Annotated in this window: 14 protein-coding genes; 4 read left to right on the top strand and 10 right to left on the bottom strand. The window is 55.2% G+C overall.

The genetic code is table 11. The features are described from left to right. Window position 1: 1 nt before the first annotated feature. The 6 genes from AC0IXH_RS17855 to yidA form a co-directional block, all read right to left on the bottom strand. Window positions 2–1,315, bottom strand: coding sequence for an MFS transporter (locus tag AC0IXH_RS17855; protein WP_013204556.1), 1,314 nt, complete (start codon window positions 1,313–1,315; stop codon window positions 2–4). 294 nt (window positions 1,316–1,609) lie between these two features. Continuing rightward, window positions 1,610–2,758, bottom strand: coding sequence for a galactonate dehydratase (gene dgoD, locus AC0IXH_RS17850; RefSeq protein ID WP_471720776.1), 1,149 nt, complete (start codon window positions 2,756–2,758; stop codon window positions 1,610–1,612). Then, window positions 2,755–3,372: a 2-dehydro-3-deoxy-6-phosphogalactonate aldolase gene (locus AC0IXH_RS17845; protein WP_471720775.1), complete on the bottom strand. Its 618-nt coding sequence runs from the start codon at window positions 3,370–3,372 to the stop codon at window positions 2,755–2,757. Before AC0IXH_RS17845 ends, dgoD begins: the two co-directional genes overlap by 4 nt. Further along, window positions 3,356–4,237, bottom strand: a complete 882-nt coding sequence (locus tag AC0IXH_RS17840) for a 2-dehydro-3-deoxygalactonokinase (RefSeq protein WP_471720774.1) — start codon at window positions 4,235–4,237, stop codon at window positions 3,356–3,358. The genes AC0IXH_RS17845 and AC0IXH_RS17840 overlap by 17 nt, the downstream gene beginning before the upstream one ends. Next, complete coding sequence (locus tag AC0IXH_RS17835; protein ID WP_053141078.1) at window positions 4,234–4,929, bottom strand: FadR/GntR family transcriptional regulator; 696 nt, start codon at window positions 4,927–4,929, stop codon at window positions 4,234–4,236. The genes AC0IXH_RS17840 and AC0IXH_RS17835 overlap by 4 nt, the downstream gene beginning before the upstream one ends. A 177-nt stretch (window positions 4,930–5,106) precedes the next feature. Next, a complete protein-coding gene (gene yidA, locus AC0IXH_RS17830; RefSeq protein WP_013204561.1) occupies window positions 5,107–5,916 on the bottom strand; it encodes a sugar-phosphatase in 810 nt (269 codons plus the stop codon). Window positions 5,917–6,100: 184 nt separating this feature from the next. Between yidA and AC0IXH_RS17825 the strand changes: the two genes are divergently transcribed. Beyond that, on the top strand, window positions 6,101–6,709 hold the full coding sequence (locus AC0IXH_RS17825; protein ID WP_013204562.1) for a helix-turn-helix domain-containing protein: 609 nt from the start codon (window positions 6,101–6,103) through the stop codon (window positions 6,707–6,709). A 69-nt stretch (window positions 6,710–6,778) separates the two neighbouring features. Here AC0IXH_RS17825 and gyrB read toward each other — a convergent pair whose 3' ends face one another. From gyrB to dnaA, 4 genes are all read right to left on the bottom strand, one after another. Next, a complete protein-coding gene (gyrB, locus tag AC0IXH_RS17820) occupies window positions 6,779–9,187 on the bottom strand; it encodes a DNA topoisomerase (ATP-hydrolyzing) subunit B (RefSeq protein WP_013204563.1) in 2,409 nt (802 codons plus the stop codon). Between the two features lie 17 nt (window positions 9,188–9,204). Further along, window positions 9,205–10,290, bottom strand: a complete 1,086-nt coding sequence (gene recF, locus AC0IXH_RS17815; protein ID WP_013204564.1) for a DNA replication/repair protein RecF — start codon at window positions 10,288–10,290, stop codon at window positions 9,205–9,207. A 188-nt stretch (window positions 10,291–10,478) separates the two neighbouring features. Further along, a complete protein-coding gene (gene dnaN, locus AC0IXH_RS17810) occupies window positions 10,479–11,579 on the bottom strand; it encodes a DNA polymerase III subunit beta (protein WP_013204565.1) in 1,101 nt (366 codons plus the stop codon). Between the two features lie 4 nt (window positions 11,580–11,583). Next, window positions 11,584–12,975: a chromosomal replication initiator protein DnaA gene (dnaA, locus tag AC0IXH_RS17805; RefSeq protein ID WP_013204566.1), complete on the bottom strand. Its 1,392-nt coding sequence runs from the start codon at window positions 12,973–12,975 to the stop codon at window positions 11,584–11,586. Between the two features lie 602 nt (window positions 12,976–13,577). Between dnaA and rpmH the strand changes: the two genes are divergently transcribed. From rpmH to yidD, 3 genes are read left to right on the top strand one after another with little or no spacing between them, the layout of a single operon-like run. Beyond that, window positions 13,578–13,718: a 50S ribosomal protein L34 gene (gene rpmH, locus AC0IXH_RS17800; protein WP_013204567.1), complete on the top strand. Its 141-nt coding sequence runs from the start codon at window positions 13,578–13,580 to the stop codon at window positions 13,716–13,718. Window positions 13,719–13,735: 17 nt separating this feature from the next. Continuing rightward, window positions 13,736–14,095, top strand: coding sequence for a ribonuclease P protein component (gene rnpA, locus AC0IXH_RS17795; RefSeq protein ID WP_034889333.1), 360 nt, complete (start codon window positions 13,736–13,738; stop codon window positions 14,093–14,095). Next, window positions 14,059–14,316 carry a membrane protein insertion efficiency factor YidD gene (gene yidD / locus AC0IXH_RS17790; RefSeq protein WP_071822134.1) on the top strand — a complete coding sequence of 86 codons (258 nt, stop codon included), beginning with the start codon at window positions 14,059–14,061 and terminating at the stop codon, window positions 14,314–14,316. The genes rnpA and yidD overlap by 37 nt, the downstream gene beginning before the upstream one ends. Window position 14,317: the final 1 nt, after the last annotated feature.

Genomic DNA, 14,317 nt, shown 5'->3' with positions numbered 1-14,317 from the left:
TTCAATTACCTGACTGAGGGTGAGGAACGGATTTCAGCGCATCACGCGAAGGGCGTGACACGATAATGCCGATCACCCCACCGAGGATGAGCGCCACGGCCACAATCAGCAAACCGTAATGGTAGCTGTTGGTCATGTCTTTGATTTTGCCAAGGATCGGCGGTAAACCGAGGCCGACGAAGTTCGCCACGGTATTGATAAAGGCGATGGAGGCAGCCGCCGCCACACCGGCCAGTTTTTCGGTGGTGACCGCCCAGAAAATCGGGGTCAGCGCAAAGTTAAAGCCGACGGTCAGCACCAGCAACAGATAGGACACCACCAGATTGCCGGAATAAATCGCCACCGCCAGGGCCAGCCCGGAGAAGATCAGCGGCAGCCCCATATGCCAGGAGCGTTCGTTGGTTTTGTCAGAATGGCGACCGTTCAGGTACATAAACAGGCAGGCCATCACAAACGGCACGGCTGAAAGCAGGCTGATAACGAAGTTGCTCTGTTCGGCGGCCATACTTTTGATGATCAGCGGCATAAACAGCGTAATGCCGATGGAGCCAAAGGCCTGCAGGAACCACACCAGGCTCAGCAGCAACACCGTTTTGTCTTTCAGGGCGCTCCACCAGGCGTGATTTTTACCGATCTCTACGCCGACATTGTCCTGCTGCAAACGCTGCTTCAGCCAGGATTTCTGCTCCGGGTTTAACCAGGGCGCATGGTCGGGTGTATCCGGCAGGCGCCACAGTACCAATACGCCCAACACCAGGGCCGGAATACCTTCCAGCGCGAACAGCCAGCGCCATCCGGCAATTTCCGCAATGCCGTGCATATTCAGGATCGCACCCGATACCGGCAGCCCAATAATGGAGGCGGCAACCGAGCCCATATAGAAGAAGGACATCGCACGGGCGCGGTTACTTTTCGGGAACCAGCAGGAGATGTAATAGATGATGCCTGGGGCAAACCCGGCTTCTGCCATGCCCAGTAAAAAGCGCATCACGTACAGCTGATTGGCGCTGTGTACAAAGGCCATCCCGGTACTGACAATGCCCCAGGTAATCATGATGCGGGCGATCCAGCGGCGCGCACCGACTTTGGTCATAATCACATTGCTGGGGATCTCAAACAGAATATAAGAGATATAAAACATGCCGACACCCAGGCCATACATACTGGCAGACAACCCCAGATCCGCATTCATTTGCAGCGCGGCAATCGAGATATTGGTCTTATCCAGATTCGCCACAAAATAGCAGATGACGATAAACGGAATTATTTTCGCGTTCAGTTGTTTCAGCGTAGAGGTATACAGATCGGTGGTCATAATAATAACCTCGGTGGGCGTTATCGCCATATTCGGGCAGCAGAAACACCGCCCGCAGCGCACGCGGAGTTTTTAGGGTATGTCATTATTATTATTGCTATAACACTATTTAACTAAGACCCAGCTTTTACTCTTTTGCCTTGGCCTTTAATTAACTCTCTCCCATGTTAATCTCCAGGCCCCTGGTTTTCTGGCAAGGCAGCCAGGAAACCGATCCCGATGAGCTGACCAGAGTCAGTGATTCGGGTCAGTTTCCGCAGCGAACGCCGCCAGAAAGCCAGGGGAGCAGGAGATTTACCATTCGGCAACGGAGCCGTCCGGGAACCGCCACAAAGGATTCCGCCAGTCCTGCACCTGCTGACTGCGTTCAATCACCAGCTGTTCGTTAATTTCCACGCCCAGCCCCGGTTTATTCAGCGGTGCAAAGTGGCCGCCCTTCATATTGAAGTCTTCTTTATTCACCACATAATCCAGCAATTCCGCGCCTTTATTGTAGTGAATGCCCATGCTCTGCTCCTGGAATACCGCATTGCGGGAAACAAAATCCACGTGCAGGCAGGATGCCAGCGCAATCGGTCCCAACGGACAGTGCGGTGCCAGTGCGACGTCATAGGTTTCCGCCATCGCGGCAATTTTAAAGCACTCGGTAATTCCACCGGCGTGGGAGAGATCCGGCTGCAGAATCGCCAGCCCACCCGCTTCCAGCACCCGCTTGAATTCAAAGCGGGAATACATCCTTTCTCCCGCCGCAATCGGCAGATGGGTCTGGGCCGCCAGCCGCGGGTAATATTCCGCCTGCTCTGCCAGCACCGGCTCTTCAATAAACAGCGGACGGTAAGGCTCCAGCTCTTTGATCAGGATTTTGGCCATCGGCGCACTGACGCGTCCGTGGAAATCCAGACCAAACTCGATCTCATTCCCAAAGGCTTCGCGGATCTGCGCTACGGTGTTGACTGCCGCATCCACTTTGCGCGAGCTGTCGATTATGCCCATCTCTTCGCAGCCGTTCAGCTTGAAGGTATCAAAGCCGATTTCGCGCAGTTTCTTAATGCCATCAATCACTTCGGCCGGACGATCGCCGCCCACCCAGCTGTAGGCTTTGATACTGTCACGTACCAGGCCACCGAGCAGCTGCCAGACCGGCACGCCCAGCACCTTGCCTTTGATATCCCACAATGCCTGGTCGATACCGGCGATGGCGCTCATCAGGATCGGGCCACCACGGTAGAAACCGCCGCGATACATCACCTGCCACAAATCATTAATGCGCGCCGGATCCTGGCCAATCAGATACTCAGACAGCTCATGCACCGCCGCTTCGACGCTTTTTGCCCGCCCTTCAATCACCGGCTCGCCCCAGCCAACCACGCCTTCGTCGGTTTCAATTTTCAGGAACATCCAGCGCGGCGGCAGGCGATAGGTGGTTAATTTGGTGATTTTCATTGTACGGCTTCCTTATAGGCGGCAACGAACGCGCGTGCCTGCGCTGCGGTGCGGGTTACCGGCTGTCCGGCGCGATAGAGATCGCTACCCAGCCCAGCGCCCACGCAACCGGCAGCCAGAAACGCATGAAGATTTTCAGGGGTGACGCCGCCAACGGCGAACACCGGCACATCCGCAGGCAGCACCGCTTTCAGCGCTTTGATGTAATCCGGGCCAAAAGCGGAAGAAGGGAAGATTTTCAGCGCCTGCGCACCGGCCTTCAGCGCGGCGAAGGCTTCCGACGCCGTGGCGCAGCCTGCGGCCACCGTCATGCCACGCTCCACGGCGCGGCGGATCACGGCGGGATCGGTATTGGGCGTCACCACCAGCTTGCTGTTAATGGCGGCCAGGCGATCGACCTGCTCAGGCTCCAGCACCGTACCCGCCCCAATCAGCGCCTGATGGCCAAAAGTCGTCACCATGTTGGCAATGCTCATTTCCCAGTCTGGCGAATTCAGTGGGATTTCAATGGCATCGAAACCGGCATCAATCAGCGCGGCAACATGCTCCTCAGCCTCTTCCGGGCGAATGCCGCGCAGAATAGCGATCAGCGGCAGCTTAGTTGACCAGTTCATCGGCGATACTCCTGATTCCGTATTGGAAGGCGGTGTCGCCTTCCAGCAAATGGGCCGACAGTCCACTTAAGGTCATCGCCTGCTGATAGCGATCGGCCAGTGAACTGCCGGCGATAAGGGTGATCGGCGCCGTTTCACCCGGCATAAAGGTCTCTTTCATCAGCGCAACTTCATGACCAATCAACAGGCCGGAAAGAAACTCGCTGACCGATTCCCGCGGACGCGTGCCCAGCACATGGGCCGCGCGCACCTCAAACAGTCGGCTGAGAATGCTGCGGTCATTAGCGCCGGTTTCCAGCCCCTGACGGAACGCTTCGGCATCCGGCTGTTGTGCAGGTAAACCGGCACCCACCAGCGAATGATTGAGCAGAACATGGTGCAGTTCGCCGGTGATCACCGTACGAAAATCAACAATCTTGCCGCCATCTGCCCTTACCCATTTTGAGTGCGTGCCCGGCATCACGTAATGTGACGCGGGATGCCGTTGCGCGGCACCGAGCAACTGCGTTTCTTCGCCGCGCATCACATTGACGTTATCGCGGCGGTCGATGCTCAGCCCCGGCACAATCCAGGCGAGGCCATCCACCCTGGTCAGGCGCGACGCGATATCCGCCAGCGCGACCGGACAAGGCAGATAGGGCACGCTTAACCAGCCGGCGTTACTGCCCACCATGCCGGCCATCACCACCGGCACGTCGTCCACCGGCCAGCCTTCGGTCACGCGGGCAAAGACCTCTGCCGGCGTGCGGCCGTTCAGCCGGGTGATGCCGGATTCAGAACGACGTTCCTCCTGGCAGATGCCTTCACGGTAATACCAGGCACGCAGGTTGGTGGAACCCCAGTCGATAGCGATATAGCGGGTCACGTGATGTCCTTTAGTCGTCGGGTTGAACTGGCGATCATCGTCAGTGCCGCCTGTTCAGCCTCATCCGGCTTCTGATGGCGAATGGCGTCAAACAGCGCTTTATGCTCCTGCAATGTATTGGGCATATTGCCGCTATCAGGCATGTAAGTGCGTTCAAAAACCGCTAACTGCAGCGAACTGATGGCCACGCTAAGCTGCTGAAGCACCGGGTTATGCACCGATTCCAGCACCGCTTCGTGATAGCGAATATCGGCCTGATTAAAAGCTTCGCGGTCGCGGTGGTGCGTGACCATATCGTTCAGCGCCGCTTCGATGTTGGCTAAATCCCGCGAGGTGGCCCGCTCGGCAGACCAGCGCGCAATTTGCGGTTCCACCAGGTTGCGCACTTCGCTCATCGCGGCAATCAGGCGCGGATCCTGATCGTGCTTCAGCGACCATTGCAGCACGTCGCTGTCGAGGAAGTTCCACTGGCTGCGCGGGGTCACAAAGGCGCCGCGATAGCGTTTCATCTCTATCAGCCGCTTGGCCATCAGCGATCGGTACACTTCGCGAATGATATTGCGCGAGGTGCTGAACTGCTCGCAAAGCTCAGCTTCTGCCGGCAATGAGGCACCGGGCGCATATTTGCCCGCTACCACCTCTTCGCCGAGGGTCAGAATGATACGGTCCGTTTTGCTGAGGTCGTCTTTCATGATGTTCCATGGAGAATAGCGAAGGGGCCATTGTAGTACCCATAACTCAGGTTGTACTACAATCCAGATCACAAAACAGACAATCCACCCGAGGCAGATCGGGGGAAGCAGGAGAAATCAGGGAGGGATGCGAAGGAAGAGAAACGTCCCGGACTGGCCGGGACGCTGGGTCAGGCATTACAGCACAAACTTCTCGATGGCATAGGCCACGCCGTCTTCCAGGTTGGTTTTGGTGACAAACTGGGCGATAGCTTTGACCGATTCAATGCCATTTCCCATCGCCACGCCGGTGCCGGCAAATTCCAGCATCGCCATGTCGTTTTCCTGATCGCCGATGGCCATCACTTCATCACGGGACAGGCCGAGACGGTCGGCAAGCGCCTTAACGCCCGCGCCTTTATTCACCTTTTTATTCAGGATTTCAAGGTAGTAAGGCGAGCTTTTCATGATCGTCGCGCGCTCACGCGCTTCCTCCGGCAGGCGGGCAATGGCCTTGTCGAGGATTTCAGGCGGATCGATCATCATCACTTTCGGGAAGGTCATGCTGCTGTCCATCTCTTCAACCGCACGATAGTGCAGCGGAATGCCGGTCAGGAACGACTCATGCACGGTGAACGCGCTGATGTCTTTATTGGCGGTATACAGCTCGGATTTGGTCAGCGCCTGGAAGTGAACGCCCAGCTCACGCGCCAGCTTTTCAAAATAGAGGTAGTCATCGTGGGTTAACGTCGCTTCCGCCACGCACTCACCGGTAGCCGCCTGCTGAACCAGCGCGCCGTTATTAGTGATGCAGTATTGCCCTTCGTGCTGTAAATCCAGCTCCATCAGGTAACGCTGCACGCCGATAAACGGCCGGCCGGTGGCCAGCACCACAGAAACACCTTTCTCACGGGCGGCCTGAATCGCCTTTTTTACCCCAGGAGTCACTTCATGCTGTGGGTTTAGCAGGGTGCCATCCATATCAATCGCAATCAATTTTATTGCCATAACGTCCTCGTCAGCTAACGGTTTGCTTCATGCTAGCGCGATTCAGCTCGCATTGACCAGCCCGAACAAACGGCATATCGCTAAAACCCGTCGGGAACGGCACCTAAAGGCAAATTTATTCGATGTGTGGTTTTTGAACAAATGTGAGATGATAACCGAGCGTGACATTCAAGGAGGAAACAGAATGAATATTGTCATCGTCAGTAAAGATAGTTTTTTTATCTCGGGTGCAATCGGTCTTATCCAGGAAGCCTGGCTCCCGCAATATGAGGGAAATCCGGTGTTTTTGGTGGCGGATGCTAACAGAGAGTTACTCACAGCAAATATCATCCTCACCGATGAATTTAAGTTAATACCAGGTAAAAAATCTCGGGCAAAATCGCTTCAGGAATCAGAGGATCCGTCCAGGGAGCGTTGCCTGTCGATCTGGCTGGCCGCAGCGTGCCATGCAGAGAACCGTTCCTGCCAGCAACATAAATATCAGGTGACCCAACGTGATTCGAGGCAACGGCTGGTTGAACTGTTCAGCTATAAAAATGCCCGCGGTTCGGCTTCATCACCCTTTTACGATCCCCGCCATTGTGGCACCCAGGATCCGATTACCCTTAGCAAACAACAGGCTATGGTAGTCAAATATACGCGTCTGGGTCTGTCACTTACCGATATTTCGCGTCTGACCAGTCTGAGTGTCAAAACCATCAGCACCCATAAACGTGCGGTAATGCGTAAGCTCGGCATGAAAAATAACAGTGAGTTTTACCGTTATGCGTTAGTGGGGGGGAATCCGCCCTAGAGACGACAGCCATACAGCCATAAAAAAAGGCAGATCCTGGGATCTGCCTTTCTTGTGACTCAGTACGCGTTAAATATCGATGTTCGCTGCACGCAGCGCATTCTCTTCGATAAAGGCACGACGCGGTTCAACCGCATCGCCCATCAGCGTGGTAAACAGCTGGTCAGCGGCAATCGCATCTTTCACCGTCACACGCAGCATACGGCGGCTGTCTGGATCCATGGTGGTTTCCCACAGCTGCTCCGGGTTCATCTCACCCAGACCTTTGTAGCGCTGAACCGTCAGGCCACGACGTGACTCTTTCACCAGCCAGTCCATCGCCTGCTCGAAGCTCTCGATCGGCTGACGGCGCTCGCCACGTTCGATGAAGGCATCTTCTTCGATCAGGCCACGCAGTTTTTCACCCAGCGCGCAGATCTTACGGTATTCACCGCCGGAGACGAATTCGTTATCCAGAGGATAATCGGTGTCCACGCCGTGGGTACGGATGCGAACAATCGGCTCGAAGATATGCTGTTCCAGATTCTCACGCACCAGACCGCTGTAAGAGCTACCGTGCTGCTCTTTCTCGTTCAGCATCACAATCAGCCCGTCAATCCAGCTCTGTACCGTCGCCTGTTCAGACAGGTCGCTCAGCGTTGAGTGGTAGATCAGCGAGTTCAGCAGGGCTACCGGATAACGGCGCTCCATACGTTTGATCATTTTACGGGTGCTGTTGAATTCTGACACCAGCGTTTCCAGCGGCGCGCCGCCCAGTGCCGGTGCTTCGGCGTTGGTGTGCAGGGTTGCGCCATCCAGCGCGATCGCGATTTGGTACTGATCCATCGCGTCATCATCCTTGATGTACTGCTCCTGCTTGCCTTTCTTCACTTTGTACAGCGGTGGCTGGGCAATATAGACATGGCCACGCTCGATGATTTCCGGCATCTGGCGGTAGAAGAAGGTCAGCAGCAGCGTACGGATGTGCGATCCATCCACGTCGGCATCGGTCATGATGATGATGCTGTGATAACGCAGTTTGTCCGGGTTGTATTCGTCACGGCCGATGCCGCAGCCCAGCGCGGTGATCAGCGTGGCAACTTCCTGCGAGGCGAGCATCTTATCGAAGCGCGCTTTCTCAACGTTGAGGATTTTACCTTTCAACGGCAGGATCGCCTGGTTTTTACGGTTACGTCCCTGCTTGGCGGATCCGCCTGCAGAGTCACCCTCCACTAGGTAGATTTCGCACAGCGCCGGGTCACGCTCCTGACAGTCAGCCAGTTTGCCTGGCAGACCTGCCAGATCCAGCGCGCCTTTACGGCGGGTCATTTCACGCGCACGACGGGCCGCTTCACGGGCACGGGCCGCATCGATAATTTTACCGACCACGATTTTCGCATCGGTCGGGTTTTCCAGCAGGTATTCCGCCAGCAGTTCGTTCATCTGCTGCTCAACCGCTGTTTTCACCTCAGAAGAGACCAGCTTGTCTTTGGTCTGTGAGGAGAATTTCGGGTCCGGCACTTTCACCGATACCACCGCAATCAGGCCTTCACGGGCATCGTCACCGGTGGCGCTGACTTTCGCTTTCTTGCTGTAGCCTTCTTTATCCATGTAGGCGTTCAGCGTACGGGTCATCGCGGTACGGAAACCAACGAGGTGCGTGCCGCCATCGCGCTGTGGGATGTTGTTGGTGAAGCAGTAGATGTTTTCCTGGAAACCGTCGTTCCACTGCAGCGCCACTTCCACGCCAATGCCGTCTTTTTCCGTCGAGAAATAGAAGACATTCGGGTGAATCGGGGTTTTGTTCTTGTTCAGGTACTCAACGAACGCCTTGATGCCGCCTTCGTAGTGATAGTGATCCTGACGAGCATCACGCTTGTCTTCCAGCTTGATCGACACGCCGGAGTTCAGGAACGACAGCTCACGCAGACGCTTGGCGAGGATTTCATATTCGAAATCGGTCACGTTGGTGAAGGTCTGATGGCTTGGCCAGAAACGTACGCGGGTACCGGTCAGATCGGTTTCACCAGTCACGTGCAGTGGCGCCTGTGGCACGCCATGAACGTAAATCTGATTGTGAACCTTGCCTTCGCGGCGAATGGTCAGCTCCAGCTTTTCAGACAGGGCGTTAACCACTGACACGCCGACGCCGTGCAGACCACCGGAAACTTTATAGGAGTTGTCATCAAATTTACCGCCTGCGTGCAGCACGGTCATGATCACTTCTGCCGCAGAAATGCCTTCTTCTTCATGGATGCCGGTAGGAATACCACGGCCATCATCCTGAACGGATACGGAGTTATCCGCATGAATAGTCACCAGAATATCTTTACAGTGACCGGCGAGTGCTTCGTCGATAGCGTTATCCACGACCTCGAATACCATGTGATGCAGACCGGTGCCGTCATCCGTATCGCCGATATACATACCCGGGCGCTTGCGTACTGCATCAAGCCCTTTAAGAACTTTGATACTTGAGGAGTCATAAGAATTCGACATCAACGTTTCTCGCTCGTTTAATCTTCAGGTTGAACCGCTATTTTACCTTGTTCCACGTGGAACATCTTGCCCTTTTCGTCAGTCATGTCGAACACGTGTTCGGCACTGATTGCACTAACAAAAACCTGGGCATGCGTGGCTTTCAGACGGGAGGCTAACAACTGTCGCCGCGTCTCATCCAGCTCGGAGGCAAAATCATCTATCAGATACAGGCAGCGTCGCCCATTCTGTCGGGTGAGAAACTCACCCTGCGCCAGTCTCAGGGCGCACATCAGCAGCTTTAACTGGCCGCGTGACAGTAAATCTTCAACCGGCGTCCCGTCGGCACGGATTCGGAAATCCGCTTTGTGCGGGCCGCTGGCGGTGTAAGTCAGTGCCCGATCGCGTTCAAACTGGCGTTCGAGCAGTTCGCCGTACTCCGTCTCTTTGTCCCAGCCGCGCTGGAAAGAGAAGGTCAGCTTAAATTCAGGTAAAAACTGCGCGCAGGTGGCGTTGATATCTTCGGCAATGGCGTCGCTGTAGGCGGCTCGCCAGCGGCTGATCTGCTCAGCAAGGGGAACCAGCTCCTGATCCCAGGCGCGGATTTGCTGATAGCGTGACACCTGACGCAAGGCGGCATTGCGCTGTTTCATCAGCCTGCGCAGGTTGCTCCAGGCGGTAAAGAAGCCGGGTTCATTATGAAAACAGCCCCAGTCGATGTAGGCGCGACGGTATTTCGGCCCGCCGTTAAGCAGCGTAAAACCTTCCGGCGTGATCAGCTGCATCGGCAGCATCTGCGCCAGCTCGGCGACTTTATGGCCGTCGCTGCCGTCGATGCGCACCTTGCTGTCTCCGGCGCGATTCTTGGTCAGACCGACCGAGATTTCGCGCTCGGCGCCTTCAATACGCCCGTGCAGGACAAACGCATCCTGTTCGTGGCGGATAACCCGTCCTGCCTGCAGGCTGCGAAACGCGCGACCGTGGCCAAGCGTATAGATCGCTTCCAGCACGCTGGTTTTGCCACTGCCGTTCGCGCCCACCAGAAAGTTAAAGCCGGGTGCCAGCGCCAGATCCGCATTTTCGATATTACGAAAGTCTTTGATAAGCAGGCGGGTTAAAGCCATACAGACGGAATTCCAAAACAGGCGATGATAAAGCCGCATCCTGCCCTTTTTTTACGACAGGCCAGGGCGTCAACGGCGCAGTCAGTTTGCACCCGACCAGCGCGGAGCCGCCGCAGCGTACTAAAGTAGGTGAGGGCGGCGAGCACTGCCCGGGCGCAAAATGACAAGTAAGTTAGCCCGATAGTCTACTACAACCGCATTGGCATGACGACGTAGGCCGCGCTCTGGCTGGCTGCATCTTCAATCTGTACGCTGGAAACGGAGTCGGTCAGCAGCAGGCGCACATTTTCACACTTCAGCGCATTGAGCACGTCCAGTACGTAGCTGACGTTAAAACCAATTTCCATATCGGTGCCGCCGTAGGTGACATCCAGCATCTCTTCCGCTTCTTCCTGTTCCGGGTTGTTCGCGGTAATTTTCAGCTGATTTTCGCTGACATACAGACGAACCCCGCGGAACTTCTCGTTAGAGAGGATCGCCGCACGGGCAAAAGCTTGCTTAAGAATGTCGCAACCGGCATCCAGCGTTTTGTCCGGGTTCTTCGGCAATACGCGACGATAATCCGGGAAACGTCCATCAACCAGCTTGGAGGTGAAGATAAAGTCGCCGACATGCGCACGAATATTGTTGCTGCCGATCTGCACCTGCAGTGGCGTATCGCCACCATCCAGCAGACGCACCAGCTCAATCACGCCTTTACGCGGCACGATCACCGAATGGCTCGGCAGTTGCTGACCGACCGGCATCGAACAGACCGCCAGACGGTGACCATCGGTGGCCACGGTACGCAGCTCTTCACCTTCGGTTTCAAACAGCATGCCGTTCAGGTAGTAACGCACATCCTGATGCGCCATCGAGAACTGGGTCGCTTCGATCAGACGCTTCAGCGTGGCCTGCGGCAGCGTAAATTCCACTTCGCTGGTCCAGTCATCCAGATTCGGGAAGTCGCTGGCCGGCAGTGTGGAAAGCGAGAAACGGCTGCGGCCGGAGCGCACCAGCATTCTTTCGCCGTCCAGCATCACGGTAATCTCCGCGCCTTCAGGCAGGCCACGGCAGATATCGAAAAACTTACGGGCTGGCACCGTCGTGGCGCCAGGTTCGTGTTCCTGTGTCAGCGCGACACGGGCCACCATTTCCATCTCCAGATCCGTGCCGGTCAGCAACAGGCTGCCTTCATTGACCTGTAACAGCAGGTTGCCGAGGATAGGTAAGGTCGGCCGTCCGCCCAGTGGGCTGCTGACCTGCTGTAATGGCTTGAGTAAATGCTCGCGTTCTACAATAAATTTCATAGCGTCAGGAAGATAATGTTCTGATTAGATTTGAGAAATCTTCTTTAATATCGTGACTTTCTTCACGCAGCTGCTCGATTTTACGACAGGCATGCAGCACCGTGGTATGGTCACGACCCCCGAAAGCATCACCGATTTCCGGTAAACTGTGGTTGGTCAATTCTTTCGCCATTGCCATCGCCATCTGGCGTGGGCGGGCCACCGAGCGGGAACGCCGCTTGGAGAGCAAATCAGCCACTTTGATTTTGTAATACTCTGCCACTGTCTTCTGGATGTTGTCGATGGTGACCAACTTCTCCTGAAGTGCCAGCAGATCGCGCAGAGCTTCCCGCACAAAATCAATGGTAATCGCCCGGCCGGTAAAGTTGGCGTTGGCAATCACGCGGTTCAACGCGCCTTCTAACTCACGCACGTTGGATCGTAAACGCTTGGCAATAAAGAAAGCCACTTCACCCGGCAGGCGGATGTCGTTTTCATCGGCTTTTTTCATCAGGATCGCCACGCGCGTTTCCAGTTCTGGCGGCTCGATCGCCACGGTCAGTCCCCAGCCAAAGCGCGACTTCAGACGATCTTCCACACCGTTGATCTCTTTCGGATAGCGATCCGAGGTCAGAATGATCTGTTGGTTGCCTTCCAGCAACGCATTAAAGGTGTGGAAAAACTCTTCCTGAGATCGTTCTTTATTGGCAAAGAACTGAATGTCATCGATCAGCAACGCATCGACCGAACGGTAGTAGCGTTTGAACTCTTCAATGGCGTTGTTCTGCAGCGCCTTGACCATGTCCTGTACAAAGCGCTCGGAGTGCATGTAAACCACTTTGGCATTGGGTTTACGCGCCATGATGCCGTTACCTACCGCGTGCAACAGGTGGGTTTTACCCAGACCGGTGCCGCCATAGAGGAATAAAGGGTTATAAGCGCCGCCAGGATTGTCCGCCACCTGACGCGCAGCCGCACGGGCTAACTGGTTTGATTTACCTTCAACGAAGTTATCAAAGTTGTGCTTGGTGTTGACGTTCGAGCGATAAGAGAGCTCCGCCGGTGCCGGCATGCTGTCCCAGCTTGGGCGGGTATGCACGGGGCGTGAACCCTGCACCGGTGCACTGGCATGGGCGCTGGCCATCACCGGCTGGCTGATCTGACGTGTCACCGGCTTGCTGCCCACTTCAAAACGCAGCAACGGCACATCCGTGCCGCAGAAATCATTCAGCAGGCCATTAATATTATTGAGGTATTTATCCCGAACCCAATCGAGTACAAACCGGTTTGGTGCATACAAGGCCAACGTGTTGTCGTTCAATTCGGCCTGCAGTGGGCGTATCCACATGCTGAATTCGGTGGCAGGTAGTTCATCCTGCAAACGGGCAAGACACTGTTGCCATAGCGTAAGTGACACGGCGGACTCCACTCGAAAAAATTCGATAAGAAAAAAGGCGCTGAAGCGATAAATTCATCATTGTTGACGCATGCAGATGACGCACATACGAACCGCTGTCCGCGGTTATCCCGCCATCGATCGACCCGGAGGATCGCAAACGGAAGGGCGGATCATAGCGTAAAGCGAAGCAGAGATCTTCACTTTCTACACAGTTTTGATCCAATTTATCCACAGGCCATCGCTGCGGGGATAAGTTTACGCTCTCGTGCTCAAAAGGCATTCAGGATCGTCTGCATTCATCGAATTTTAAAGCGCCCGTCACGTTATTGTCGCAAGCCTGATGTAAGGGATCGCAAGAAGATCCTGAACGATCCTTGCGCTTTATAGCAGAGGCCGTATAATTCTCGCCCCGACGCGTAGCGCTCTGGCCCGTACCGGCTGGTTTTGCGGTCGACCGGGACATCCAGACGCGGCTTTTAACGCGAAGTAAATTGACTCCGGACTGTACAATTATTACAATCCCGCCTCTTTATTAAAGACACACTGAGGCGTCGGTCGGTTTTCTGACCATCAAAACGCGTCACCCAGTGAAAATTTTCCAAGTTTAGGTAGAAATCGCCATGAAACGCACTTTTCAACCGTCCGTACTGAAGCGTAACCGTTCACACGGTTTCCGTGCTCGTATGGCAACAAAAAATGGTCAACAGGTTCTGGCACGTCGTCGTGCTAAAGGCCGTTCACGCCTGACCGTTTCTAAGTAATAAAAGCTAACCGCTCAGTGGTTAAGCTCGCATTTCCCAGGGAGTTACGTTTGTTAACTCCCACTCATTTCACTTTCGTCTTCCAGCAGCCACAAAGAGCTGGCACGCCGCAAATTACTATTCTCGGCCGCCTGAACTCGCTGGGGCATCCCCGCATCGGTCTTACCGTCGCAAAAAAACACGTCAAACGCGCGCATGAACGCAACCGGATCAAGAGATTGACCCGCGAGAGTTTTCGCCTGCGTCAACATGAACTTCCAGCAATGGATTTCGTGATCGTGGCGAAAAAAGGCGTGGCTGACCTGGATAACCGTGCGCTGACGGAAGCGTTGGAGAAACTATGGCGTCGTCACTGTCGCCTGGCTCGCGGCTCCTGATAGCGGTCATCCGCGTGTATCAACGCGCGATTAGTCCGCTTTTAGGACCCCACTGTCGCTTCCATCCCACCTGTTCTCAATACGGTATTGAGGCATTGCGCAGGTTTGGGGTGATAAAAGGCAGTTGGTTAACGATGAAACGCGTATTAAAATGCCACCCCTTGAACCCGGGTGGCGACGATCCGGTGCCGCCAAAAACCGACGATAACAGAGAACATTAAC

The sequence above is a fragment of the Erwinia sp. AC075 genome (assembly GCF_979253995.1).
Note: the sequence above shows the minus strand (reverse complement) of the source record. Positions and strands in the feature narration are given on the sequence as shown.

Bases quoted from the DNA above. Each gene is read 5' to 3' on its own strand.
- AC0IXH_RS17855 (WP_013204556.1), bottom strand. From the start codon at position 1,315: ATGACCACCGATCTGTATACCTCTACGCTGAAACAACTGAACGCGAAA.
- dnaN (WP_013204565.1), bottom strand. From the start codon at position 11,579: ATGAAATTTATTGTAGAACGCGAGCATTTACTCAAGCCATTACAGCAG.
- rpmH (WP_013204567.1), top strand. From the start codon at position 13,578: ATGAAACGCACTTTTCAACCGTCCGTACTGAAGCGTAACCGTTCACAC.
- AC0IXH_RS17845 (WP_471720775.1), bottom strand. From the start codon at position 3,372: ATGAACTGGTCAACTAAGCTGCCGCTGATCGCTATTCTGCGCGGCATT.
- AC0IXH_RS17835 (WP_053141078.1), bottom strand. From the start codon at position 4,929: ATGAAAGACGACCTCAGCAAAACGGACCGTATCATTCTGACCCTCGGC.
- yidA (WP_013204561.1), bottom strand. From the start codon at position 5,916: ATGGCAATAAAATTGATTGCGATTGATATGGATGGCACCCTGCTAAAC.
- recF (WP_013204564.1), bottom strand. From the start codon at position 10,290: ATGGCTTTAACCCGCCTGCTTATCAAAGACTTTCGTAATATCGAAAAT.
- gyrB (WP_013204563.1), bottom strand. From the start codon at position 9,187: ATGTCGAATTCTTATGACTCCTCAAGTATCAAAGTTCTTAAAGGGCTT.
- AC0IXH_RS17825 (WP_013204562.1), top strand. From the start codon at position 6,101: ATGAATATTGTCATCGTCAGTAAAGATAGTTTTTTTATCTCGGGTGCA.
- yidD (WP_071822134.1), top strand. From the start codon at position 14,059: ATGGCGTCGTCACTGTCGCCTGGCTCGCGGCTCCTGATAGCGGTCATC.
- dgoD (WP_471720776.1), bottom strand. From the start codon at position 2,758: ATGAAAATCACCAAATTAACCACCTATCGCCTGCCGCCGCGCTGGATG.